The sequence below is a fragment of the Kibdelosporangium banguiense genome (assembly GCF_017876405.1).
Classification (GTDB): domain Bacteria; phylum Actinomycetota; class Actinomycetes; order Mycobacteriales; family Pseudonocardiaceae; genus Kibdelosporangium; species Kibdelosporangium banguiense.
Map to the genome: position 1 here is coordinate 11,996,981 of NZ_JAGINW010000001.1, position 25,427 is coordinate 12,022,407.

Below are 25,427 nucleotides of genomic sequence, written 5' to 3' on the forward strand. Positions count from 1 at the left end.
GGTCTTTCCCTTTCGGCGCAATATCTTTCGGCAGGCATGGAGAGGAAGCACGCCCGCATGTCAGTCACGAACGCGACCGGCGTCCACCCCGGCGATCCACCGTCGGTGGCCTGGTTCGACCGAGTCGTCCAGCTGGATCACTATGGCGGGTCACGACTCCCGTTCGGTTGCACGGGAGCCAGCGGCATCGTCCAGCACTTCGTCGAACTGGCCGGGCCACAGGCCGGCAGGTCGTTCGACGTCCTCGACGCGAGCGGTGGCTACGGTTCGGCCTGCCTCGGGGCCGGTTCGACCGTGGTCGGCACCGCACTCGCCGAGGCGGTGCGGACTGCGGGCTACGTGACCGACGAGGTCGCGTCACTGGAACGGGCCTTGTTGCTGGAGCGTCTGTTCGGGACCGACGGGCTTTTCGCCGACAGGTTCCCGGTGGCGGAATACGTCGTCAGCGGCCGGAATTCGGGCTCCGAGGCGATGGAACTCGCACTGCGCCTGGCCTTGGAGTCCCGCTTCGACCGGCGCAGGCTGAAAGCCGTTGCCGGCGCTGAGCGGCGTGACGTCGTGCTGGCGTTCGAAGGGGCGTGGCACGGCTGGTCCGGCGGTCTGCTCTCGTTGCTCAACCGCCGGCACTACCGGGTCGGGCTGCCCACGATCGCCCCGGAATCGTTCGGATTCACCGTCGAACATATTCCGTTCGGGCACATCGACGCCGCGCGGGAGTGGTTCGCCCGCAACGGCGACCGAGTGCTGGCCGTCGTGGTCGAACCGGTCCAGGGTGACGCTGGAATCCTTGTTCCGCAAGAGGGTTACCTACGCGACCTGGCCGCTCTGACAGCAAACAGTGGAGCCTTGCTCGTAGCGGACGAGGTGCTGACGTTCGCCAAGACAGGCCGGTTCTTCGCGATGTCGGACGCTCAGGGCCCAATCCCGACCGACATCACAGTGATCGGCAAAAGCCTTGGTATGGGCGCACTGTCCACATCGATGGTCATCGCGCGTCGCAGTCTCGATGTACGGTCGACCGGTGCGGTCGCCACGTCCGATCTGCGTCCGCTGACCTGCGCGGTGATCCGGGCCGGACTAGACCACATCGTCGAGGACGATCTGCTTGCGCGGTCCGCCGAAGCAGGCGAACACCTTGGCGCGCTGCTGCGTGAGCAACTGGTGGCCGAGTTCCCTGAGCTGTACCGGGAAACACGCGGAGTGGGCTTCCTGCACGGTGTCGAACTGACCGAACCGGCCGCTGCGAGGCTCGGTGACCTGCGCGCTTGCATGATCCGCAATGGCGTGTACGTGGAGTTCATGTCCGGGGCCGGACGTCGCTCACACGGCTTGCGCTACTTGCACCCCACCATGCGAGTCGCCCCGCCGTTGGTCGCGACGAAAGACGACGTCGAGTCCATCGCCGCCCGGCTGGTGGCCGGATCGACTGCCGCACAACGGATGACGGCATGACCGCTCTGGTTCCGGTTCGCCGCAGGGTCGAGCACGTCGACACGGACGCGTCCGGCGTCGTGCACTTCGCCCGGTACGCGTCCCTGCTGGAAACCGCCCTCTTGGAGAACCTCGAACGTCTTGGCGTCGGGCTCGGCGTGCTCGCCCGCGACAGAGCCGAACTCTTCATGGTCGAGGTGCGTATGCGCTACCGCGCTTCGGCGCGTTATCCCGACGAGCTGAGCGTCGAGACCGCGGTCGGTCACGTCGGCGCCGCTCGCGTACGGATCGACGGGACCGTACGCCGATCCGCCGACGGCGTGGAGCTCGCCGGCGGCATGCTCGTCCTTGGACTCGTCGACAGCGCCGACGGCACGGCTCGCGCGTTGTCCCCTGCCCTGCACGACGTCCTCACGGAGGCCAGAGACCATGCAGTCCACTGAGTCCGGTGTGGCGCCGTCAACGAACGGCACACGGCCCCGAACGATGGGCTTCACCGAGATCAAAAGCTGGTTACGGCACCGGCACCCGATGCTGTATCTCGATCGGGTCCTGGATTATGAGCCCGGCACCCGGCTGGTGGCCGCCCTCGCCGTCTCGGCCCAGATGGACGCGATCGCCGGGCACTTCCCCGAACGCGCGATCTTCCCCGCCAGCCATCTCAGCCAGGCCTTTGCCCAGGCGGGCATCATCCTGTTCCAGCTCAGCACGTCGCGTCTGGCCGAAGACGAACTGACTCTTGTCGGCACGATGAACTCACGGTTCCTGCGAATCGTCGTACCTGGCGACAACGTTGTCATCACGGTGACAGCCGACCGCGTAATGGACGACACGTTCTTCTTCTCCGGCCGTGCAGTCGTCGAGAACAAAGCAGTAGCCGCCTTTCGAGCCAACCTCGTCCGGCGCAAGGTCGCCGACATGGGGGAGCAATGGTGGTGACCAACGACATTCGGGTCACCGGCATGGCGTGGCACACCGCTCTCGGCACCGGTCTGGACGAGGTGTGGCAGGCGCTGTTATCCGGTGCGTCTGGCGTGCGGCCGGTCCCCAGCGCTCACCCGGTGCGCAACGACTTGGCGGCTGTCGTGCCTGACCTGCCGGCGAACGACGATCACACCGAGCGGCAACACCTGCTCGGCCGCCGAACCCTGCTGGCAGCGATCGGAAACGCCGGACTTGGGATCACCGATCCCCGCCTGCGTCTGGTGGCAGGGACCAGCTACGGGCCCCACCTGGACGCTCCAGCCGACTCGCTCGGCCGGTGGGGTCGCGAGATCGCCACCGCACTCGGGATGCCCCGCAGCCCGCTGACAGTGAGCACAGCGTGCTCTGCCGGTTCGGACGCCGTCCTGCTCGGTGCGGCGCTGATAGCCGAGGGCGCCGAAGAAATCTGTGTCGTGGGCGGGGTCGATGTCCTCACCCCGGCCAAGCGGCTCGGCCACTCCGCGCTCGGCACGATGTCCCCAACCCGGTTGCGGTCCTTCGACACCGCTCGCGACGGGACGATCCTCGGCGAAGGTGCCGCCTTCCTCGTCCTGGAGTCGACGCGCTCGGCAGAGGCGCGCGGCGCTCGCGTGTACGGTCGGCTGACCGGCACTGGATCGGCCAACGACGCAGCGGGCTCGACCGCCCCGGACACGTCCGGGGACACTGTGGTCCGCGCGATCAACGCCGCGTTACGTGCGGCCAGTCGCAGCACCGACGAAGTCGCAGTGCTGAACGCCCATGGCTCGGGCACGCCCGTGAACGACGATGTCGAATGCCGCAGCTTCCAGCGCACGTTCCGGCCAGGCACGGACGGCCCGGTCGTATTCGCGACCAAGGGAGCGTTCGGCCACACACTGGGTGCGACGGGCGCATTGGAGGCCGTCGCCGTGCTCATGGCCCTACGCGACCACCGCGTACCGCCTGTGCCGGGTCTGACCACCCCGATGGCGGACTTCCCGTTGCGGCTGCCGACCAGCGAGGCGATGTCTTTCACAGGCGATGTCGGTCTCAGCGTCACGCTCGGGTTCGGTGGGTTCAACACGTGCCTCGTACTGGAGGCCGCGTGATGCCCGCACTCGACGAGTTGGCGGCCGTCCCCGATGACCTCGTGGTGCTGGGCCACGGCGGGACCGACCGAGCCGAGCCTGACGGCCGTCGACGAATCCCGTCGATGTACGTCGACCCAGTGTCCTGGCTCGTACTTGAGGCGGTCGACGAAGCACTCGCCGATTGTCCCGACACCGTCCGGCAGTCACCCGACGAAGTCGCCGTCATGCTTGTCAGCACACACGCGACGCTCCACACAATGACGGAGATCGCCAAAGCGATCCCCAGTGGACGGTTATCGCCGTTGCGCTTCGCAGGGGCCAGCCCCGGCGGCGCCGCCAGTCTCACCTGCCTTGTGCACAAGTTCCGCGGGCCTAGCCTCATGATGACGACAACCCCCGACGAAGGGTGGCCTGCGGCTCTCACCATGGCCAGGTTCTGGCTGCGCACGGGTGCCGCGACGAGCGTAGTCCTCAGCGCGCACACGGCGAGCGATCACGGGCACCGGGTGCGGACTGTCGTACTTGGAGCGAACCGATGAACGGCACGCTCGAGCACGACGCCATACTCGCCTTCCTGTCCAGGACGGTGGACGCTGACAGAGCGGCCATGGAACGGCCTGAGGAGACCATCGACGCGTTCGCGGCCCTTGATCTGGCACCCGGCGCGCCAGTACTCATCGCCATGCCGAACGGCAGGGCATTACTCTCCACCTTTTTCGCCGTGCTGCTGGCCGGGGCGGTGCCTGTGCCCATGCCACCGGCGTCCGGCGCCGCCCGGATCACCGCGATCGCCGAGCGGCTCGGCGCGGCGGGCCTCATCGCACCCCGGATAGAGCCGCGCCGGTACCTTGCCACGCGTACTCATCCGCTCGGGGTGGCCGAGGCAGTACTGTTCCCGGGCAACCCTGTCCGATATCGGCGCGGCGATGTCGTACTCATGACGTCGGGCACCGCCGGGATCGCCAGCGGCTGCCTGCATGGCATCGACGCGTTGCTGCGTAACGCATCCCGGCACGCCGATGCGATCAGGCAGCGGGAAGACGACACAATCCTGGTCAGCCTTCCCTTGCACTACTCGTACGCCTTGGTCGCACAGGCCCTCGCGGCTTTGGTCCGCGGTTCCCGCCTGGTGGTATCCGGTCCGCCGTTCACCCCACGGGCCTACGCGAACACCGTGTGGACGCACGAAGTCACCGTCTCGTCGCTCACACCGAGCACCGCGACCAGGCTCGTCGAAGACCCACCAGACCTGCCCGCCTCGCTGCGTGTCCTCACCGTCGGCGGGGATACGCTCGAACCGCGGCACGTCAAGGCATTGCTGGCAGACCGCGAGCTCTACCTGACCTACGGCCTCACCGAGGCAGGTCCCCGCGTCGCCACGCTCGCTGCCCACATCGAGCCAGAACACCGCTGGTCCTCGGTCGGCGTACCGCTGCCGGGAGTGAAGACCCGGCTGCGTGATGGCGAGGAGTTGCTCGTCGAGTCCGACACGGTGCTACGCCGCCGTTTGCCCGAGGGCTCCCCTGACCCGCTGACGTCCACCGGAGCCGTCGCCACGGGCGACCGGTTCGAGATCGATGACGACGGCTACCACTACTTCCGTGGCCGCCTCAGCGATTCCGTGGTCGTCGGTGGCGAAAAGGTGTGGCTGCCTTCGGTCCGGCGGATCGCGGCCGGTGTGCCGGGTGTGCGGCACTGCGCCACCACCGTCTACCGCGACGACAGTGACGAGCTCCGATACGACCTGGAGGTGGCGGTGGACGACCCAGGCCCGCGACAGGCCGCCGAGATCCAACGAGCACTGAACCGGCTGCTGCTGCGCAGCGAACGACCGCACCGCATCACGGTGCGCCCGGCCATGGACGGGGTGTGGCACAAATGACCAGTACGGTTCCGGAACTTTCAGCGGTCGCGGATCGGGTACGCATCGCCCCGGACGACGAGGCTGTCCGCGCCCAGGACGAGACGATCAGCTATGGGGAACTGTGGGAACGGGCAGGGCGCGTCGTGCACCAGCTCGAAACCCTTGGGGCGTCCCGTGCGACGACTATCGGGGTACACCTGGAACGCTCGATCGACCTGATCGTCGCAATCGTCGGTTTGCTGAGGGCCGACTGCGTCGCGGTCCCGCTCGATGTCGCGTACCCGGCTGAACGGCTGCGATTCATGTGCGCCGATGCTGGCGTGCGACTGGTCATCGGCCACCATCAGCCGCTGGAACGGCTGGGCGGTTTTACTCCCGTGACACACGACGGCAAGCTCGTCTACGCGGTGAACGAATCGGTGCCCTCAACGTCTACAGAGGACGATCTAGCGTATCTCGTCTACACATCCGGTTCGACCGGCCGCCCCAAGGGAGTGCGGTACGCGCACCGGAACCTTACGAATCTGATCACCTGGCAGAGCGAGTCGAGCAGTTGCGGCGCCGGTGACCGTACGCTGCAATTCTCCCCCGCGTCGTTCGACGTCATCTACCAGGAAGTGCTCACCACTCTCCGCGAAGGCGGCACGGTGGTCTGCTGCACCGAGGACGAACGGCTCGACCCGCAGCTGCTCTGGGATCTGATCGAACGGGAGCGGATCAACCGGATCTTCGTGCCGTTCGTGATGATCCAGTCGCTCGCCCTGTTCGCCGACGCGGTGACCCTGGCCCGGCACCCACTGCGCGAGATCCTCACCTCAGGCGAGCAAGTGCAGTGCACCGGCCCCATCCGGGCGATGTTCGCCCGGATGCCCGGCTGCCGGCTGATCAACCAGTGGGGAACGACCGAAACACATGTCGCCACCTGGTATCGACTGCCGGCCGACGTGTCGTCCTGGGTCGATCTCCCACCGATCGGCACGCCGATTCGCGGTACCCAGGTGCGGGTGTGCGACGAGGATGGCCGGCCTGTACCGGACGGGACGACCGGGGAACTCTGGATCACCGGTTCGGCAGTCGGACCCGGATATCTCGAGCTGCCCGAGCGCACCGCGCGGAGCTACCGGACAGACCCGCTCGACCCGGACTCACCCGCGTACCGCACCGGTGACCTGGGGCGCGTCCGGCCTGATGGTCTGCTGGAGTTCCTTGGCCGGCAGGACACCCAGGTGAAGGTGCGTGGTTTCCGGATCGAGCTCGGGGAGATCGAGAGCGTGCTGAACTCGGATCCGGCCGTCGCACAAGCGGTTGTCGCAGTGGCTGGCACGGCGGCTGAGGAACGGCACCTGCGTGCGTTCGTCGTGCCGAAGGATGCCGGACAGGACAACGGCCAGCTGCCGGACCGGTTGCTCACAACGTTGCGCCACAGCGTTCCCGCCTACATGGTGCCCACCGGGATTGAAGTCGTGCCATCACTCCCCCGCACGGCCAGCGGCAAGATCGACCGGCTCGCGCTCACCACCGCCGGAGGCGCGGCATGACGGGAAAAATCACTCGCTCGGCTCCGGACCGCATCCCGGTGCTGCCCCGGACCGGCGCCCCGTTGCCCGTCTCACCGGCACAGCGAGCGCTTTACCTGGTGGAGCAGCTGTATCCGGGCACGTCGATGCACAACGTCCCGGTCGCCGTCCAGTTCGACGGACCGTTGGACGTGCCGCGGCTCGAGACCTCGATCGGCCGGGTCCTGGAACGTCATGAGGCACTGCGCACGACCTTCCCGCCAGAACCGGAGTCCCATCAGCAGATCATGCCGCCGGTAGTGGATCTGCCAGTCACTGAGCTCGACGAGGTGCCTGCGCGGCAACAGATCCAGGACTGGGCGAACGAGCCGTTCGACCTTGCCGACGGCCCGTTGACCCGTACCCGGCTGATCCGGCTCGGGCCGGAGCGGCACGTGCTGGTCGTGGTGATGCACCAGCTCATCACCGACGGCCCGTCGATCCAGTTGTTCTTCGACGAACTCGCGGACGCCTACGCTGGAAAGGACGACCGAGCCCCACTGTCGGTCCGGCTCGCCGACCACGCGTCCTGGCAGCTCGGGCGGCCACCAGCAGCCGAAGATCTCCAGTGGTGGCGGGACCGGCTCACCGGAGTGCCCACGGTACTGCGGTTGCCGACCGACGGGCCGCGCCCACAAGTGGCAAGCACCAAGGGCGCCAACCATTTCCATACTCTCCCGGCAGCGGTCATGACACCTTCGCTCGGGCTGGCCCGGCAGCTACGGGTGACACCGTTCGTCCTGATGCTGACGGCATACGCGGCTCTGCTGGCACGACTGTCCGGCGCAACGGACGTGCTCGTCGGCATTCCTGTGAGCACAAGGGACCGGGTCGAGCTCGAAACCGTGATCGGGTTCTTCGTCACCACACTGCCGGTGCGGGTCGACACGTCCGGCGATCCCGGCTTCGGCGAGCTGGTCCAGCGCGTGCAGGACGAACTGCTGGACGTCCTCGGGCACCAGGAAGTGACGTTCGACCGGCTCGTGACCGAGCTGGCACCGGAACGCGACCCCGCCCATCCCCCACTCGTGCAGGCGTTCTTCTCGTTCGAGGCGGCGCCGATCGCGGAGCCGAGCCTGGCCGGTACCAGCGCCACAACGATCGAATGCCCGCCCGACGAGGCCAAAGTCGACATCGACATGACGATCTTTCGTGCCGCGCCGGACAGCGACGACTTCCGGATGACGCTCACCTACCGCAAAGATCTGTTCGGCATCACCGCCATCGAGCGGTTCGCCGAGCGGTTCGAGCAGTTACTCGCCACGGCTGACCTGCGCACACCACTCTCCGAAAGTCCCGCGTTCGCCGGTATTGTCACGCCTGCGATACCGGCCCCAGCACAACCGCAGGCACACGTACCAGCGCACACGGATCTGGAGCGTGGCCTGAGCCGAATCTGGCAAGACGTGCTCGGACTCGCCGAGATCGGCCGCCACGACAATTTCTTCGACCTCGGCGGCACTTCGTTCGCCCTGGCCACAGTGCAGGGCCGGATTCGTGAACTGACCGGTACGGCACCACCGCTGGTCGCGTTGCTCGAGTTCCCGACCGTGGCCACGCTCGCCGAGCACTTGACCGGTGCGTCCGTTGACACCGCACCGGAACCCGACCGGTTACTCGCCGGCCGCGACAGGCTCAGGCAGCGGCGCCGGGTCGTCCGCCGCAGGGAGACCCAGTGACCGAGACAGCTGCGGACCACGCCGATCCAGCGGCATCCCTGGCCGTCATCGGGATGGCGGGCCGGTTTCCCGGAGCACGTGATGTGAACCACTTCTGGGCCAACCTCTGCGCCGGAACCGACCCGATTACTCGTACCACAGTGGACGGACATGTCTCCGGATATGGCGTGGTACCTGACACCGACCTGTTCGACGCGGGGTTCTTCGGTTACTCCCCGCGTGAGGCGTTGATGCTCGATCCGCAGCACCGGGTGTTCCTTGAATGTGCCTGGGAGGCCTTGGAGAACGCCGGTTGCGAGCCCGCCACCTACCCGGGCGCGATCGGCGTGTACGGCGGCTGCGGCATAACCGAACACACGGCCGAGTTGCGCGCTCACCGCCACCGCTTCCCGGACAGCACACCATGGGAGTTCCGCAACGCGTCCGGCTCCGACTTCCTCACCAGCCGCGTCGCCTACAAGCTCGACCTTCGCGGACCCGCCATTTCAGTTCAGACGGCGTGCTCCACGTCGCTCGTCGCTGTCCACATGGCAGGTCAGGCACTGCTCGCAGGCGACTGCGACCTGGCGCTCGCGGGCGGAGTGACGATCCACATTCCGCAGCCCGCCGAGAATGAGGGCGACGAGGGCGTGCTGTCCGCAGACGCACGATGCCGATCGTTCGACGCCGACGCGAATGGGACCGTGGCAGGAGACGGCGCTGGTGTCGTTGTGCTGCGACGACTCGATGACGCGCTCGCCAACGGCGACCGTGTGCTGGCAGTGATCCGCGGCTCGACGGTGACCAATGACGGCGCAGGCAAGGTCGGCTTCTTCGCACCAGGCGTGGCAGGCCAGGCCGACGCGGTACGCGCCGCGCATCTCATCGCGGGCATCGACCCGTCCACCATCGAGTACGTCGAGGCGCACGGCACCGGGACCGAAGTCGGCGACCCGATCGAGGTTCGCGCGTTGACCAAGGCCTTCGCGCTCGGCACAGACGCCACCGGCTTCTGCCGGTTGAACTCGGTGAAGTCGTCGACCGGGCACACCGACGCCGCAGCGGGAGTAATCGGGCTGATCACGGTGGTCCTCGCGCTGCAGCACGATGTCATCCCCGGCACACTGCACTTCCGCCGTCCCCATCCCGATTTACGGCTGCCAGAAGGCCCGTTCGTGGTCAGCGCGGAACCTGCCGCATGGCCGCGACGACAGACACCACGCCGGGCCGGAGTGAATTCCCTAGGTCTCGGCGGTACCAACGCGCACGTCGTCGTAGAGGAGGCCCCGCGCCTGGAACCACAGGCGCTGGACGGTAGATACCATCTGCTGCCGGTGTCTGCGCGCACGCCTCAGGCCTTGGAGGCGGCGGTGCGCGGGCTCGCAGAGCACCTGCGCCAGCCAGGAGAGCCACTCGGCGATGTGGCCTGGACGCTGCAGACCGGACGCCGGGGTTTCGCAGAGCGGGCCTTCGTCGTCGCGTCGGATCGTGCCGAGGCAGCACTGGCGCTGTCGGAACCCGCCACAGGTCATTCCACTTTGGATGGACGAGGTGTCGCATTCCTGTTCCCTGGGCAGGGTGGTCAGTACCTCGAAATGGGCGCTGATCTGTATCGCGACGAGCCGGTGTTCCGGTCCGCCATCGACGCCTCGGCGGAGTTGGCCGCCGAGGACCTGGGCATCGACCTGCACACAGTGCTTTACCCAGCAGCAGATGCGGCCACTTGGGCGCAGGAGAAACTCGGCACTATGCAGGTCTGCCAGCCCGTGTTGTTCGCCGTCCAGCATGCCCTGGCGGAATTGTGGCGCAGTCGTGGCGTTGTCCCGTCCGCCGTGCTCGGTCACAGCCTCGGTGCCTACGCCGCGGCCACCACTGCCGGCGTGCTCAATCTGGCCGACTCGATGACGTTGGTACTCGCCCGGGGGCGTTTACTCGACGAACTTCCGGCCGGCTCAATGCTCGCGGTCGCCCTCGTTGCCGACGAACTCGAGCCGCTGCTCACCGATGATCTGGTTGTCGCGGCGGTGAACAGTCCCGATCAGTGCGTGGTCACCGGACCGGTCGACCAGGTGCAGCACCTGCGGCGTCTGCTGGAGGACCGCGATGTGGACGTCCGCCCGCTGCGGATTTCCGCTGCCGCACATTCGACTTTCGTCGACGCTGTACTTCCTGAGTACGCGAAGGCAGTCGCGGGCGTCTCATTGCAGCCTCCGCAGATCCCCTGGGTTTCCGACCGTACCGGCTTGGTGATGACGGCAGAGGATGCCTGCGACCCGGCGTACTGGACGGCCCACCTACGGCAGACCGTCCGCTTCTCCGACGCGTTACAAACATTGCTGAGTGCAGGTGACGACGCGTTGCTGGAGATCGGGCCCGGACACACGCTCAGCACGCTTGCCCGTCGGCACCCTGCCTATGAACCAACCCGCCCTATCGCGCAAAGCCTCCCAGCAGGCGGGGCGCCCGACCGCGATGACGGAGCGGTCACGATGCTGCGTGCCGCAGGTCGACTGTGGACTTCCGGCGTGACGATCGACTGGTCTGCCTTGCATCGCGGTCAACCGCGCAAGGTGGAACTGCCGACGTATCCGTTCCAGCGCACCAGATTCCGACTCGACGAGGAGATCATCGCCGACGCGAGCCCGAGCGTCGTGATACCGGGCGCTGCGGCGTCGACCCGTACCGAGAAGATCCTGGCGACCGCTTTCGCGCAAGCACTGGGCATGCCGGATGTCGGGGTACACGACAACTTCTTCGACCTCGGGGGCGACTCGTTGATCGCCGCCCGAATACTCGCCTCGGTACGCGCCGAACTCGGCGACGGCCTCACAGCACGGGCTTTCTTTCGTGCTCCCACGGTGGCCGGACTGGCAGCACTCGCCGACGTCACTCCCCCACAAGACGGCCAAGAGTGGTTGCTGCGGCGCAGACCTCGCCCCCACGCGGCATCGAGGATGTACTGCTTCCCGCACAGCGGCGGCTCGCCCGGGGAGTATTTGGCTTGGGCCGACTGCATGTCCGACATCGAGTTGTGGGTCGCACAACTCCCCGGCCGGGGTACGAGAGTGGACGAGCCGCCCTGCACCTCGATGGCAGCACTGGTCGAGGCCTTCGTCGCCGAGGTCGAACTGGTTGAACCCTTCGTGTTCTTCGGGCACAGCCTTGGCGCACTGATGGCGTACGAAATCGCTTGCGCGCTCCGGGACGCAGGAAAGCCCGGCCCGCAACGGCTTTACCTGTCGGCGTACCGTGCGCCACACCTGCACCGCCCCAGCGGGGATCTGCACCGGCTCGAAGGCACGGAACTCGTCGCCGCCATCGAGGCAGAGCACGGACCGCTTCCGCCCGAGCTCACGGCGAACCAGGAGATGCTCGATCTGATGCTGCCGGTGCTGCGAGCCGACCTCACGATCCTGGCGGGCTATCGCGCCCGGCCCGTACCGCCGCTGTCGTGCGCCATCACAGTGCTCGGTGGCAGCGATGACGGGGAACGCGGTGAACTGCTGTCCGCCTGGCGTGACTACACGACCGGGCCGTTCGAGATGAGGGTCCTGCAAGGCGATCACTTCTACTTCCGGGAGCAGAAGCATGACCTCCTCCGATACCTCGCCGAGCGTGCTCCAGGAGCTGTACATGGGCCGGGCACGCTGGGATCTGCTGACCCCGTTCCCTGAGCAGGACCCCGCCGACCGGCTCGTCGGGGACAATGCCGTGGCGCTCCTGACCGGCCTGCTGCACCGCAGAGTCGACCCTGAGCAGGTCGAGGCGGCTGGCCGACTCCCCGGCGGATTACTCGCCGAACTGCAGGATTGCGGGCTGCTCCGGCTGATGATCGAGCCGGCCCTGGGCGGTCTGGGGCTGTCCTGGCCGAACGCCTGCCGTGTGGTCGAGGCCGCCGCGAGCTGGTCGATGCCAGTCGCGTTCACCCTGTCGATCCACAACGGTTTCGGCTCTGGCTCGTACCTGCAGGTGCTCCCACCCGGACCACTGCGCAGCCTCATCGCGGAGCGAGTGGTGGCGGGAATCGTCTCCGCGGCCGCCGATGCCGAGGTGACGGGCGCGGCGAACCAAGCCCGTACAACCGTTGCGGTGCCAGTGGAGGACGGCAGGGCGTACCTGCTCACGGGCGAGAAACTGTTCATCGGCAATGGCGCGGTGGCCGACTTCGTCGACGTTTCGGCCACTCTCGTCAACGACGACGGCAGCTCAGCTGTCCGGCTGTTCTTCGTCGACACCCACAGCCCAGGCTTCGAAGTGGTGCACACGCACGAGTTCATGGGTTTGCGCGGGGCGCCGATCGGCATGCTGCGTCTCGACGGGGTCCGTGTGGCCGCTGAGCGACTGATGCCTGAGTCGGTCGACCAGGACTGGCGGATGCGTCCGGATGGCAGCGGCTCTGCCGCCCCCGACATCGATCTGGGCCGCCTCGCCCTGCTCGGGCGGCACCTGGTGATCGCCCCGCCATCGCTGGCGGTCGCGCGTTCGGCGCTGCGATGGGCACGGGAGTTCGTCACCCGACGCAGCATCGACGGACGTGGCCTCGGTGAATATGAGGAAATCCGGCGCTCGGTCGGGGAAACAGCGGCAGAGGTCTACGCGATCGAGAGCATCCAGCTGTGGTGTCTGCTCGGCGCCAACACCAGTCCGGAACTCACGGCAGCCAAGAACCTCACTTCACTCGCGGCCTGGCGGGCCATCGACCGGACCATGTCGTTGCTCGGCGGCGAGGGCTACGAGACGGCTCGCAGCAAGGCCGCGCGCGGCGCACAGCCGCTACCGGTCGAGCGCTGCCTACGGGATGCACGGTCGTTGCGGGTGGCGGGCGGCGTCGATGTGATGATCGATCGCTGGTCGGCCGAGACCAACCTGACGAAGTGCTACTACTCCAGCGAACCGGCCACCGGCAATCCGCCCTGGTCGGAGGTACGCAGCGACAGCCACCGGGAGTATGTCGAGGCCAATGCCGCCCGGCTTGGCCAGATCTGCCACACCCTCACCCGGGACATGACGTCCGCCGAGCTTTTCTCCCGGCAGCGCACGACCGCGTTGATCGGGCGGATCGGCGGCGAACTGCTCGGGATGGCGATCGTGCTGGCCCGCTCCGCCTCGCACGGCACCATGGATCTCGCCGACGCCGCGTGCTCAGCCGCCCGCCGACGCCTGGACGGCCTCTGGTGCGAACTCACCGCCGAACTCACGCCGACGGCAGATGACGTGGCCGGACGCGTCGGGGACCGATGGCTCGCCGACGCGGAGCCGGCCTGTCTGACCAGCGATGTCGTGACCTCCCTGGACGCGCACACCGAGATCGAAGCGACTGTCGCCGCGACGTGGTGCGAACTCTTCGGGGTGGCGGCGGTCGGACCGGACGACGACTTCTTCGCCCTCGGCGGGCACTCGATGCTCGCGGTACGGATGGCGTCCCGGCTGCGGGACGACCTGGGACTGCGCGTGCCCGTCCGGCTGATCATGGAGAACCCGACGGTGGCGGGCCTGACGCTGTGCCTCGCCGGGACAGGCCTGTCGCCATCCCCGAAAACGGAAGGAAATCCTGGTGTCCGCAACCTCCACTGAGGACGATCGCCGCTTTGACGTTGTCGTGGCCGGGAACGGCGCACTGGGTCTCTCGCTCGGCCTCACCCTGGCCTGGCGCGGCGTCCGCGTCGCCGTGCTCGGCCGTCCGCACCGGCCCGCCGCCGCCTCGTCGGCCGCAGGCGCGATGATCGGCACTTTCGGCGAGGTCACCACTACCTTGCTGAAGAGCGATTACGGCCGCACAAAGCTGGATTGGGCTTACCAGGCAAGCAAACTGTGGCCCGAATGGCTGGCCGAGCTGTCGGATGGCAGTGATCTGCTGACGGCGGAAGGCACCATCGTCATGCTGAACACCGTCGGCCTGCCGGAGATCGACACCCAGAACTACAAAGCCATCCGCGCCGCACTGACTGAATACGGCGAGAAGTTCGAGGACATCGACCCCGAGGACATCGACTGGCTCGACCCCGAACCCACCGCACGCCCCCTCCAGGCAATGTTCCTTCCCCACGAACACGCCGTGAACGCTCCCGAGTTGTTGGCACGCTTGGAAAAAGCCTTCACCGCCGCCGGCGGAACACTGATCACCGAACAAGCCACACGCGTCGACCACTCCGGCGACCGGGTACGTGGCGTCAAGCTGGAATCCGGGACCGTGCTGAGCGCCGAGCACGTGGTACTGGCCGCCGGAGCCGCTTCCCAGACCTTGCTTGACACTGTCCCCGAACAGGCTGCCCGGATTCCCGGCCTGGTCAGCGGTTACGGCGTCTCGGTCCTTGCCGACACCGCAGACGGCACCGCACCACGCAGCGTCATCCGCACGCCCAACCGTGCCTTCGCGTGTGGCCTGCACGTTGTTCCCCGTGGTACCGGCCAGGTTTACATCGGAGCCACCAACGTCATCTCCCCCGAGCCCCGCGAGACGGCACTCATCTCCGACGTGTTGTTCCTGCTCGACTGCGGACTGCGTCAGGTCCGCCGCAATCTGGGTGAAAGCGGTCTGCGCCGGATCCAGGTCGGCAACCGGCCCGTCGCACTCGACGGCATGCCACTGCTCGGCGAAACCGAGCTGGGTGGCTTGTGGATGATGACCGGCACCTACCGGGACGGCCTGACACTCTCCCCATTACTCGCCCGGGAGATGACCTCGCTGCTGCTCGGTGAACAGCCGACCATCGACCTCGACGTGTTCCGCCCGGTCCGGCCCCCGATCCAGCCGTTCACTCGCGCGGAGATCGTGGAGAACACGGTCATCCACATGATGGCCACCGGCTACGAGACCAACTGGACCTTGCCGGTGGACTTGCCTTTCACTATCGAGCACTACCTTCGCCGGGCCTACACCCGGATCGCCGACGAGCTCGACCCGGCGTTCACCCCGCCGCCGGAACTCCTGGCCTCCTCGCGTATTCACCTCTCCCTGGCCCAGTCCCTGCGCGACTACTACGCAGCCAGCCGCACCGCCGTAGCGGTCGCCGGCTGACGGCCCACGACTCTGAAGGGATCGTCTGTGACTTCCTTTGCCGACAGCCATGTGCATGACGTTGTCGTGGTGGGCAACGGTTCTCTGGGTCTCTCGCTTGGTCTCGTCCTGGCTCGGCGTGGTGTGCGCGTGGCTGTGCTGGGGCGTCCGCACCGGCCTGGCGGGGCTTCTTGCGCTGCGGGAGCGATGATCGGGGCCTTTGGTGACGTGACCACGACGTCGCTGAAGGACAAATACGGCCGCACAAAGCTGGATTGGGCTTACCAGGCAGGCAAACTGTGGCCCGAGTGGCTGGCCGGACTGCCGGATGGCAGTGATCTGCTGACGGCGGACGGCACTGTGGTCATCCTGAACACCGTCGGCCTGCCGGAGGTCGACACCCAGAACTACAAGGCCATTCGTGGCGCGCTCGTCGACTACAGCGAAGAATTCGAGGACGTCGATCCTGAAGACATCGACTGGCTCGACCCCGAACCCACCGCACGCCCCCTCCAAGCGATGTTCCTTCCGCACGAGCACGCGGTGAACGCTCCCGAGTTGTTGGCACGCTTGGAAAATGCGTTCATCGCGGCTGGCGGAACGCTGATCGCCGAACATGCCACGCGTGTCGACCATCGCAGGGGCCAGGTGCGCGGTGTCGAGTTGGAGTCCGGGACTGTGCTGAGCGCCGAGCACGTGGTGCTGGCCGCCGGAGTGGCTTCCCAGTCGCTGCTGGACTCCGTTCCCGAACAGGCTGCCCGCATTCCTCGCCTGGTCAGTGGTTACGGCGTCGCGGCACTGGTCGACACCGAGGACGGCACATGCCCGCCCACCGTCATCCGCACACCGAGCCGAGATTTCGGGAGTGCCTTGCACGTCCTGCCACGCGGTGACGGCCAGGTTTACCTCGGCGCCACCACCGTCATCTCCCCTGAACCCCGCGAGACCGCGCTCATCACCGATGCGTGGTCCTTGCTCAACAACGGCAACCGTCAGATCCGCCGCAGCCTGGGTGAAAGCAGCCTGCGTCACGTCCAGGCCGGCAACCGGCCCGTCACGCTCGACGGCATGCCACTGCTCGGCGAAACCGAACTGCGTGGCTTGTGGATGATGACCGGGACCCACCAGGACGGCCTGACACTCTCCCCATTACTCGCCCGCGAGATGACCGCACTGCTGCTCGGCGAACAACCCACCATCGACCTCGACGTGTTCAACCCGGTACGCACCCCGATCCAGCCCCTCACCCGGGGAGAAGTCGTCGAGACGACTGTCACCCGCATACTCGCCGGCGGTTACGAGAGCAACTGGACCGTCCCCGTCGAATGGCCCATGCTGCTCGAGGCCACGCTCGTCACCGAGCTCTACCGCGATCCCCCGAACGTGCCCAGCGAGGTCGGGGCCCGCCTGAACAGCCACGGTCGACGGCTCGGTTAGCGGAGTCGTATGTGGCACCATCACACACGTGACCAGCAAACCAGCCGACGCGCATCGCCTGAGCGATCTGGCACGGCTGCGCCGTGTCCGCGACCGGATCGACCGGGACTACGCGCAGCCGCTGGACGTCGAGGCGCTGGCCCGCGGGGTGAACATGTCCGCCGGGCACCTCAGCCGCGAGTTCCGACGCGCCTACGGGGAGTCACCGTATGGCTACCTGATGACGCGTCGTATCGAGCGCGCGATGGCGCTGTTGCGTCGTGGCGACCTGAGTGTCACAGAGGTCTGCTTCGAAGTCGGCTGCTCGTCGCTGGGCACCTTCAGTACCCGATTCACCGAGCTGGTCGGTGTGCCGCCCAGCGTCTACCGGCGTGAGGACGCGGCTGCCACCGAGGGCATGCCGTCGTGCGTGGCGAAACAGGTCACCAGACCGATCAGGAATCGAGAAGCACCCTCGTCGGCCCAGTCGTAGCGTGACCGGCATGGACCTCAAGATTCACGCCAGCTTTCTCCCTCAGGACGACCCGCAGGCCACAGTGGCCTTCTACCGCGATGTCCTCGGCTTCGAAATCCGCAACGACGTGGGATACAACGGGATGCACTGGATCACCGTCGGTCCCCCGGGCCAGCCCGACACATCCATCGTCCTGCACCCACCGGCGGCCGACCCCGGCATCACCGAGGACGAGCGCAGAACCATCGTCGAGATGATGGCGAAGGGCACATACGGCGGCGTCAATCTGTCCACCAAGGACGTCGACGAGACCTTCGCGCGGCTGCAGGCCGCCGGCGCCGAGATCGTCCAGGAACCGATCGACCAGCCGTACGGCGTCCGCGACTGCGCCTTCCGCGACCCCTCAGGCAACATGATCCGCATCAGCCAGCAACAGTAGGCACTTTTTTGCCCCCAATGTGGCGTTGGTGGCATCGCATGCCACCAACGCCACATTGGGGACACACTCAGCAGTTGCTCTCTTCGGCCATCCCAGCCGATAAGTGGACAGTGGTCACCCCAGGTGGCCTGGCTCGCTCACCACTGCGGCCAGCCGCCGTAACCCCAGCCCCAGTCCCAACCCCAGCCCCAGTCCCACCCTGGCCAGGTCGGAACGCCTGGCTTTTGCGGAGCGGGCTTTTGCGGAGGGGGTTCTACCGGATCAGGTTCCCGCGGACCCGGCACCTCCGGCGGCGGTGCCGCGACCGGCGTGGTGCCGGCCTGAGGCGGGACCACCGGAGCGGCCTTCGGCGCAGGGGCCTTCTTCGGCGTGGTTTTCGTCGTGGCGGCCGGTTTCCTGGCCGCCTTTGTCGTGTCCGGCGCTTTCGGCGCCGGCGGAGCGGCTTCGGCAGGTGGCGGTGCCGGTGGCGTTGTGACTGTCACAACGACCCCCAGCGGCTCCACCGATACTTCGTCCAGAGTGGGCACCTGTGGCGTCGGCGCCGACACCTGTTCGACCGCCGGTACCACTATCCCCGGCCTTGTCTGGTCCTCCAACTGGCTGATGGCCATGATCCCGACAGCGGCGGCGAGCACGCCTAATGTGCCCACCACCGATCTGCTGACTCTGCGCTGCATCGACGCTCCTCCCGCTGGCCTCGCCGAAGACCTAATCGATGATCACCAGTACGGGTCAAGTGATCATGTGCGGTGAACATCGGACACATTTTCCCATGGGTCCGGATGGCCGAATCGGCTCACCATCCGGACGGATCGCCATGCCACCGGCCGGGGAAAGGCTGAATTGCCCGAAGAGGAATACGTTTCACGTTGCCGGCCCGGGCAATCCGCGCCGCGTCATCGTCTGGGATCCACCACGCGCAACGCCCGGAGCCACGGCCACACGCAGGTCGTCGCCGGGCTGGAGCACGACCGCCCGGACGCCCAGTTCCCCGACCTTGCCGACGAGACCGAACCGCTCTGCCCTGCCCCCGCCGGAGCGGGGTTGACGAAGAGAACGCCATGACGAGCCACTTTGCCCGGCGTTTGCGGGATTCACGACGTGACAGGCGGGGTCGATCATTGCGACAATCTCACATTGCATGATTCCCGACGCCGAACACCCCGCCACAAATAGGCGACATCCTGTCAGCTTTGACCGCCCGAAACCGCGAGCAGGCGGCCTGACGTGCGGTGACGACCCTGCTATTTCCCCTTGAAAGGGTTCGGCTGCCATTCTTTATGGAAATCACTCATCTTGTAGTCACCGTCGTAGAAAAGCCACTCGGTCTCTTCCTTGGAGATCGGTTTGGTCGGTCTCGGCCGGACCAGCAGTTCCGCCGGAACCTCCATGACTCGCACGTCCGGCGATTCCTTGACGATTTTCTGCACCCAGGGGTCGTTGCTCTTGGCGAGGCTGCCCGGATCGGTCGCGATCGAGATGAACGGGTTCTTGTTGGCGCCCTCCGACCCGCTGCCGAACGAGGACTGCTTGATCGCCCAGCTGTTGAGGTCGTCCGGCTGGGTGAAGTCGTTGTGATCGTTGTTCCAGCGGGACTTCGATTCCCAGTCGTACGGTTTGGACTGGTCGCCGAAGCGGTAGATCTTCACCTTGGTGCCGTCTTCGCTCAGCTCGTACTTCTCGTTGCCCGCGGTGTCCTTGCCGAAGGTCTTGGCGCCGTTGCGGTTCGGCGCCTTGTCCGGCACCGGCGGCCACGTCTTGAGCCCGCCCGGCTTCTTGGGCGGAGGCGGAGGCGTCTTCTTGACATTCGCAGGGTCGTTGCCCGCTCCGGGCCGGCCCGGGGTATTGCCGGAATTGCCGCCACCACAGTCCATCAGACCGAGCGGATCGGCGCTGAGGTGCGGATTGCCCACGTACGCGAACGGGTTGGGCGCGGGCCCGAGGCCGTACGGGTCCTGGCTGATGTAACGGCCGACGGCCGGGTCGTAGTAGCGGTACACGTTGTAGTACAGCCGTGTCTCCGGATCCGCGTACTGCCCGGGGAACCGCAGGGGCGTTCCCGGCGTGCCCAGCACCTCGCCCCACAGGCTGGACCGGTTGTGCCAGACCAGTTTTCCAGCCGTGTCGACCAGGCCGGTCGGTGTGCCCACCTGATCGGTGACGATCGAGACGAACCGGCCATCGCTGCTGGTCTGCGTCAACGGGCGGTCGTCGGTCGGGTGGTAGTCCCAGGTGGTCACCAGGCGGCGGCCTGCCGCGTCGGTATGTACCTGCTCGATCAGGAGCGGACCGTCCCAGGTGAACTCGATCTGCTCGGCCACAGCCGGTTCCGCGCCGGGGACGAGTCGTTGCTTGGCGATCCGGCGCCCGAGCGGGTCGTACAGGTAGCGCCACCGCTGGCCGTCGGGCGTGATCACCCCGGTCATGCGGTCGTGGGTATCCCAGGTGTACAGCCAGGTCTGCTCGGTGCTGCCCGCCGGGCCTTGCCTGCGCAACACCATCCGGCCGTGCGGGTCATGCCCGAACGTCACGCCACCGGCCGCGGTCAACGTGTTCCCCTGGTACTGGTGAGGACCCAGCCGTGACGCGGTGATGTTGCCCGTGGCGTCGTAGCGATAGTTCTCGCGCCGATCGGGCGCGATGACCTCGGTGATCCGGCCGCTTGGGTCGAGGACAAGCCGGACCGACCCGCTGACCTTGTCCTGCAGGCCGATGAGCTTCCCGTCCTGGCGATAGTCGAAGCGTCGTTGCACGTCGGCCACCATCTGGGACGCCAGCCTGTACTCCGAGTCGAACGACTGCGTGAGCACGACCGTGCCATCGACCACGCGCTGAGTCTCCCGGCCGCCCTGGTCGTGCGTGAACTGCAGGACATGCCCCGCCGTGCTCAGGGTCTGCGGAGTACCCGCACCGTCGAACGTCCACAGACTGTCCACTCCAGACGGTGTGCGGCGACGCTTTTCCCTGCCGTCATCGGAGTAGCTGAAGGTGACTGTGCGGCCATTCACGGATTCGGTGATCACACGACCGTCTTCGTCACGTTGGAAGACCAGTTCGGCGTCCGGGCCGACCGCCGACGCCAGCCTGCCCAGCGGGTCGTAGCGATAGCTGGTGGTACCCGACGGACTGCGCCGCTCGATCACCTGCCCCAGCAGGTCATAGGTGAATTCAGTGATTTCACCGAGCATGTTGGCCGAGGTCCGCAACTGTCCCGCGGCGTCGTAGGTGAAGCGCAGGATCCGTCCGTCGAAGTCCGTTTCCTCGATGAGGCGCCCGGCCGCGTCGTAAGTAAAGCGCCACACCAGACCGTGCGGGTTGGTGACCGCGATGAGCCGCAGTTCCGTGTCGTAGCTGTAGGTCGTCCGCGCACCAACCGCATCCGTGGTGGCGATTGGCCGGTCAAACGGGCCGTACTCGGTGCGAGTCCGCTGCCCAAGAGCATCCAGGTGCTCGATCTCGTTGCCTTCGTTGTCGTATCGCCACTGCTCACGGCCACCGGACGGACTGATCCTTGAAGCCAGGCGCCCTTCGACGGTCCAGCTGAGATGAGTCTGGCCACCAGCGGCGGTGGTCATCCTGCTTGGACGGCCGAACATATCCCGCTCGAAGCGGGTACCCGGCTCTGCTGCGGGGTCCTTCGCCTGAATGCTGTCGTAGCGCAACGGCATTGCGACCCCGACCTGCGCGGCCATCGGGTCGGGAGCTTCGGTTCCCGCATAGCTGTGCCGCCACGTCTGGTCCTTGTCGTGCACCGACACAGCAAGCGCGTCGTCGTCGTGCTGGTCGACACGGACGCGGCTGCCATCGGGGCGAACTATCGCGCTCAGCGTGCCGTCAGCACTGTATTCGTGCCGGGTGACCCGGCCGAGCGGATCGGCGCGGGACAGCAGCCGGTCGTAACGGTCCCACTCGAACGTGGTGACGTTGTGCAGCGGGTCGATCTCCTGCAGCACCTGGTTTTCCCCGTTGAGATGGAACTCCGTGCTGTGGCCGAGCGAGTCGGTATGGATGGTGACCATGCGCTGGCGGTCGTAGACGAACGTGCCGTCCAGGAAACCGCCGTCTCCCACGGTACGGACGCACCTGCCCTCGGCGTCGAAGACATAGCGGTACCAAACACTGTTACGGTCCTGCCATCCGGTGATCCGGCCCGAGTCGTCGTAGTCGAACCGGAGCGGCGCCCCGGAGGAGTTGATCACCTCGGTCAGCCGGCCACGGTCGTCGTACCGGTAACGCATGACTACTACTTCGCCTGTGCCGTCACCGGAAACCGCGATCCCGGCCACCCGGCCGGACTCGGTCCGCACGCTGACCTGGTAACCACTCGAGTGCCGCATCAGCACTGGTGCGCCGACGCCGTCGTACTCGATCTCGACCCGATCGCCGTCAGAGCTTTCCGTGACAGACAACGGATGCACGCGCCGCCGTGGGCCTGACGGCGCGGCAAACCGGAGGTCGCGCTTTCCCGCGGCGATGGCGTAGGTGCCGGTCGGCTCGGCCCGCAACGGCCAGCGGGGCCCTTCCAGCGGAAGCACGGAAGCACCGGCCGCGGGAATGGGATAGACCAGAATCATCCCGTCATCGCCGAAGTAGCAGACGTTCTGATCGTCGACCTCGAGCCGCTGGTCCACAGTGGACGACCAGGACGGGCCGAACCAGTGCCCGGCCCGGTACGAGGACACGTGCGTGCGGTCCAGCACCAGCCGCAACGCGCCGGGCAGTTCCAGGTCGCGCTGGGTGAGGATCATCTCGCCGGTGGCCACGTCCACCGGGTCGGACTTGCAGACCCGGGTGTCGGGGCCGACGGCCGTGTCCCTCGGCTTGTCCGGCTTGTTGGTCGGCGGCGAGCCGGACGGTGTCGTAGATCCGTTCGGGCCGTTTCCTTTGGGCGTCGGCGTCGGGATGTCGTTGTTCGAGCCAGGCGGGTTCGGCGAACCGTTGGTGTCGGGCCTCGGCGGCGGCGACGTATCCGGTTTGGGCGTGGGCCCCGTGCTCGACGGCGAGGTGCCGTCACCGCTCTTGGGCAGGTCAAGGCCCTTGGGAGTCGGCGTCGGATCACCCGGCTTGGGCGACGGCGGCGCCGCCTTGCCCGGCTTGACGTTCTTGAGTGATTTGCTCACATCGCCGAAGGCGCCGCCGAGTTTCTTGAGCATCGGGGCGAGCTTGCCCAGCGCCTGGACGAGTTTGGTGGTCAGCCCGGCGATCTTGGTCGCGGTCTTGGCCACCGCCCCGATCACCTGCGGCACCACCCACACCATCCCGATCCCCAGCGTGAACAACACCTGCAACGCCCAGCTGATCAAATGCCCGACCAGCTCAGCGATGATGTCACGCACCAGTGTCCGGACCGCGGCCACGACCTCACCCGCGGTCCCGATCCCGCTGGCCGCGCCCTCCGCGGCCGCCTTCGCCGCCCCGATCAGATTCGCCGTGTCGGTGCTGCGGGCGCGGTAGGCGTCCGCGGACTCGCCGGTCCAGGACGCAGTGTCGCTGGCGATCAGGTTGGCCATCTCGGTGCTGATCGACCCCAGCTCACCGGCGATGTTGGTCCACGTCTGCGCATGCGCCTTGATCTGATCCGGATCCCCGGTCAACTCATCCAACGCATCCGACAACGGCCCCACATGCTCGATCAACCAGCCCACACCAGCCGAGAAGATCGCCCCGAACGGATCCAGCGCCATCCCCAACGCGTCCAGCGCGGTCCCGGCCGCCCCCAGCACACCAGCAGCCCAGTCACCACTCTCGATGGCCTTGCTGGTGTCATTCACCGACTCCAGCAACGGCACACCACTGAAACCCTGGGTGGAGTCCTTGCGTTCAGCGACCAACGGGTTGCTCACGAACTCTCCTCAACCGCCGACGTCACCCCCGGACGGTGTCAGAACCCGCCAACCTCCCGCCAACGCGAGCCCAACAGGGATTTCTTGATGTTGGTCGCGTTGGGATTGCACGTTCAGTTCAGTGCGTCCTTGTGACGGTAGGGAACGATCAGTGCGGCGATGATCGCGACCACGCAGATGGCACCGGAGACCGCGAACGATGTCGTGTATGCGTCCACTGTGGGCAGTGGGGTGCCGGGCATGGTGTTGGCGGCCAGAATCGCCGTGGCGACGGCGGTGCCGATGGAGCCGCCGACTGATCGCAGGGTCTGGTTGACGCTGTTGGCGACACTGGTCTGCTCGGGGGTCACCCCGCTGTTGAGCAGCGTCGGCATCGCTCCCATCGCCAGGCCGAGCCCGAGGCCGAGCAGGCCGGTGGCCACGTAGAAGTGCCAGTGGTCGGTGTGGAAGATCAGCAGGAAGACGAACGTCGAGGTCGCCACGATCGTGCCGATCACCATCGGCCACTTCGGGCCGATGTGGCGGATCAGCAGTGACACGGCCCCGGCCGCCACGAGGGTGCCCGCGGTCAGCGGCAACAGGGTCAGTCCGGCACCGAGCGCGTCGGAGCCGAAGCCGTAGCCGAACCGGCTCGGGGTCTGCACGAACTGGATCACCAGCACGAACGCCCCGTACATGCCGACGCCGGTGAGGAACGCCGTCAGGTTGGTGCCCAGCACGACCGGCTTACGCATCATCCGCATGTCCAGCAACGGCTTGTGCACGCGTTGCTCGACGAAGAAGCACGCCACCAGCAGCACCAGACCGCCCGCGAACAGGCTGAGCACGGTCGCGGAGTCCCAGCCCCAGCTCGGGCCCCGGTTGATGCCGAGCACGAGGCACACCAGGCCGCCACCGAGCGTCAGCAGGCCCCAGATGTCGATGTGCAGGCCCGTAGCCCGCTCCGGCAGCTTGATCAGCAGCGCGACGCCGAGCAGGCCGATCGCGGTGGCCGCAGCGGAGATCCAGAACATGCCCTGGGCGGTGACGCCCGCCTTCACCAAACCGCCGGAGATCAGCAGGCCGGCCCCGGCGCCGATCCCGGTCAGCGCGCTCAGGATGGCCAGGCTGGACGGAACCCGCTCAGGCGGGAAGATCGACCGCACAATCCCGATCGCCAGCGGCATCGCCGCGAAGCCCATGCCCTGCAGCACCCGGCCCACCAGCACAAGCGGCAGTGACGGCGACAAGGCCACGAGTACGGAGCCTGCTGTCGTGAACACCAGTGTGAGCATCAGGACACGTTTGCGGCCCAACGAGTCACCGAGAGATCCCAGCAACGGCGTGAAGACCGCCGCGGCGAGCAGGTTGACCGTGACCACCCAGGACACATCGGACATGGAGACGTTCAGCGACTGCGCCAGGCCCGGCATGATCGGCATCACCATGCTCTGCATCACCACGACGGCGAACGTCGAGAGCGCAAGCACAAGCAATACCGCCCCCGGCGGCGTGTGGGACCGGCTCCCCGGCCCCTGGGACGCGGCCTCACCGGCGCTGCGCCGTGGCGACGTGACAACTGCGGACATGGCGACCTTCTCACTTGTAGTCAACTGACGACTTACACGGTAAGCCATCAAGTCGTCGCTTGACTACATCTCTTTGAGTGATCGTCGTCACGACACGTTTCAGCTGGTCTACACTAAAGTCATCAAACGACTAATTCGCCCAGG

The 25,427-nt window shown here is 66.9% G+C and carries 17 protein-coding genes; 14 read left to right on the forward strand and 3 right to left on the reverse strand.

The window, feature by feature from the left end; all coding sequences use genetic code 11:
• Positions 1-57: 57 nt before the first annotated feature.
• Genes amcC through JOF56_RS53790 form a run of 14 tightly spaced genes read left to right on the forward strand, consistent with a single transcriptional unit; the run spans position 58 to position 17,872 of the window.
• Entirely contained in the window at positions 58-1,452 is a 1,395-nt protein-coding gene (amcC, locus tag JOF56_RS53725) for an amipurimycin biosynthesis protein AmcC (protein ID WP_209647134.1), read from the forward strand.
• On the forward strand, positions 1,449-1,874 hold the full coding sequence (locus JOF56_RS53730) for an acyl-CoA thioesterase (RefSeq protein ID WP_209647135.1): 426 nt from the start codon (positions 1,449-1,451) through the stop codon (positions 1,872-1,874). Before amcC ends, JOF56_RS53730 begins: the two co-directional genes overlap by 4 nt.
• Entirely contained in the window at positions 1,861-2,370 is a 510-nt protein-coding gene (gene amcE, locus JOF56_RS53735) for a cispentacin biosynthesis cyclizing decarboxylase AmcE (RefSeq protein ID WP_209647136.1), read from the forward strand. Before JOF56_RS53730 ends, amcE begins: the two co-directional genes overlap by 14 nt.
• Positions 2,367-3,485, forward strand: a complete 1,119-nt coding sequence (amcF, locus tag JOF56_RS53740) for a cispentacin biosynthesis acyltransferase subunit AmcF (protein ID WP_209647137.1) — start codon at positions 2,367-2,369, stop codon at positions 3,483-3,485. Before amcE ends, amcF begins: the two co-directional genes overlap by 4 nt.
• Positions 3,485-4,006: a cispentacin moiety biosynthesis protein AmcG gene (gene amcG, locus JOF56_RS53745; RefSeq protein ID WP_209647138.1), complete on the forward strand. Its 522-nt coding sequence runs from the start codon at positions 3,485-3,487 to the stop codon at positions 4,004-4,006. The genes amcF and amcG overlap by 1 nt, the downstream gene beginning before the upstream one ends.
• Complete coding sequence (gene amcH, locus JOF56_RS53750) at positions 4,003-5,349, forward strand: adenylate-forming 2-oxoglutaryl-ACP ligase AmcH (protein WP_209647139.1); 1,347 nt, start codon at positions 4,003-4,005, stop codon at positions 5,347-5,349. The genes amcG and amcH overlap by 4 nt, the downstream gene beginning before the upstream one ends.
• Complete coding sequence (locus JOF56_RS53755) at positions 5,346-6,869, forward strand: amino acid adenylation domain-containing protein (RefSeq protein ID WP_209647140.1); 1,524 nt, start codon at positions 5,346-5,348, stop codon at positions 6,867-6,869. Before amcH ends, JOF56_RS53755 begins: the two co-directional genes overlap by 4 nt.
• Positions 6,866-8,566: a condensation domain-containing protein gene (locus JOF56_RS53760; protein ID WP_209647141.1), complete on the forward strand. Its 1,701-nt coding sequence runs from the start codon at positions 6,866-6,868 to the stop codon at positions 8,564-8,566. The genes JOF56_RS53755 and JOF56_RS53760 overlap by 4 nt, the downstream gene beginning before the upstream one ends.
• On the forward strand, positions 8,563-12,219 hold the full coding sequence (locus tag JOF56_RS53765; protein WP_209647142.1) for a type I polyketide synthase: 3,657 nt from the start codon (positions 8,563-8,565) through the stop codon (positions 12,217-12,219). Before JOF56_RS53760 ends, JOF56_RS53765 begins: the two co-directional genes overlap by 4 nt.
• Positions 12,134-14,119, forward strand: a complete 1,986-nt coding sequence (locus tag JOF56_RS53770) for an acyl-CoA dehydrogenase family protein (RefSeq protein WP_209647143.1) — start codon at positions 12,134-12,136, stop codon at positions 14,117-14,119. Before JOF56_RS53765 ends, JOF56_RS53770 begins: the two co-directional genes overlap by 86 nt.
• Positions 14,100-15,563, forward strand: a complete 1,464-nt coding sequence (locus tag JOF56_RS53775) for an NAD(P)/FAD-dependent oxidoreductase (protein WP_209647144.1) — start codon at positions 14,100-14,102, stop codon at positions 15,561-15,563. Before JOF56_RS53770 ends, JOF56_RS53775 begins: the two co-directional genes overlap by 20 nt.
• Positions 15,564-15,590: 27 nt before the next feature.
• Positions 15,591-16,979, forward strand: coding sequence for an NAD(P)/FAD-dependent oxidoreductase (locus tag JOF56_RS53780; protein ID WP_209647145.1), 1,389 nt, complete (start codon positions 15,591-15,593; stop codon positions 16,977-16,979).
• A 28-nt stretch (positions 16,980-17,007) separates the two neighbouring features.
• Positions 17,008-17,451, forward strand: coding sequence for a helix-turn-helix transcriptional regulator (locus JOF56_RS53785; RefSeq protein WP_209647146.1), 444 nt, complete (start codon positions 17,008-17,010; stop codon positions 17,449-17,451).
• A gap of 10 nt (positions 17,452-17,461) precedes the next feature.
• A complete protein-coding gene (locus JOF56_RS53790; RefSeq protein ID WP_209647147.1) occupies positions 17,462-17,872 on the forward strand; it encodes a VOC family protein in 411 nt (136 codons plus the stop codon).
• A 137-nt stretch (positions 17,873-18,009) separates the two neighbouring features.
• Here the strand turns inward: JOF56_RS53790 and JOF56_RS53795 are convergent, their stop codons facing one another.
• The 3 genes from JOF56_RS53795 to JOF56_RS53805 form a co-directional block, all read right to left on the reverse strand.
• Positions 18,010-18,549: a hypothetical protein gene (locus JOF56_RS53795; protein WP_209647148.1), complete on the reverse strand. Its 540-nt coding sequence runs from the start codon at positions 18,547-18,549 to the stop codon at positions 18,010-18,012.
• A gap of 567 nt (positions 18,550-19,116) precedes the next feature.
• Entirely contained in the window at positions 19,117-23,715 is a 4,599-nt protein-coding gene (locus JOF56_RS53800) for a DUF6531 domain-containing protein (RefSeq protein WP_209647149.1), read from the reverse strand.
• 113 nt (positions 23,716-23,828) lie between these two features.
• Positions 23,829-25,283 (reverse strand): MFS transporter, encoded by a 1,455-nt coding sequence (locus tag JOF56_RS53805; protein ID WP_209647150.1) that lies wholly within the window; start codon positions 25,281-25,283, stop codon positions 23,829-23,831.
• Between the last annotated feature and the right edge of the window lie 144 nt (positions 25,284-25,427).

Bases quoted from the DNA above. Each gene is read 5' to 3' on its own strand.
- amcC (WP_209647134.1), top strand. From the start codon at position 58: ATGTCAGTCACGAACGCGACCGGCGTCCACCCCGGCGATCCACCGTCG.
- JOF56_RS53730 (WP_209647135.1), top strand. From the start codon at position 1,449: ATGACCGCTCTGGTTCCGGTTCGCCGCAGGGTCGAGCACGTCGACACG.
- amcE (WP_209647136.1), top strand. From the start codon at position 1,861: ATGCAGTCCACTGAGTCCGGTGTGGCGCCGTCAACGAACGGCACACGG.
- amcG (WP_209647138.1), top strand. From the start codon at position 3,485: ATGCCCGCACTCGACGAGTTGGCGGCCGTCCCCGATGACCTCGTGGTG.
- amcH (WP_209647139.1), top strand. From the start codon at position 4,003: ATGAACGGCACGCTCGAGCACGACGCCATACTCGCCTTCCTGTCCAGG.
- JOF56_RS53755 (WP_209647140.1), top strand. From the start codon at position 5,346: ATGACCAGTACGGTTCCGGAACTTTCAGCGGTCGCGGATCGGGTACGC.
- JOF56_RS53760 (WP_209647141.1), top strand. From the start codon at position 6,866: ATGACGGGAAAAATCACTCGCTCGGCTCCGGACCGCATCCCGGTGCTG.
- JOF56_RS53770 (WP_209647143.1), top strand. From the start codon at position 12,134: ATGACCTCCTCCGATACCTCGCCGAGCGTGCTCCAGGAGCTGTACATG.
- JOF56_RS53790 (WP_209647147.1), top strand. From the start codon at position 17,462: ATGGACCTCAAGATTCACGCCAGCTTTCTCCCTCAGGACGACCCGCAG.
- JOF56_RS53795 (WP_209647148.1), bottom strand. From the start codon at position 18,549: ATGCAGCGCAGAGTCAGCAGATCGGTGGTGGGCACATTAGGCGTGCTC.
- JOF56_RS53805 (WP_209647150.1), bottom strand. From the start codon at position 25,283: ATGTCCGCAGTTGTCACGTCGCCACGGCGCAGCGCCGGTGAGGCCGCG.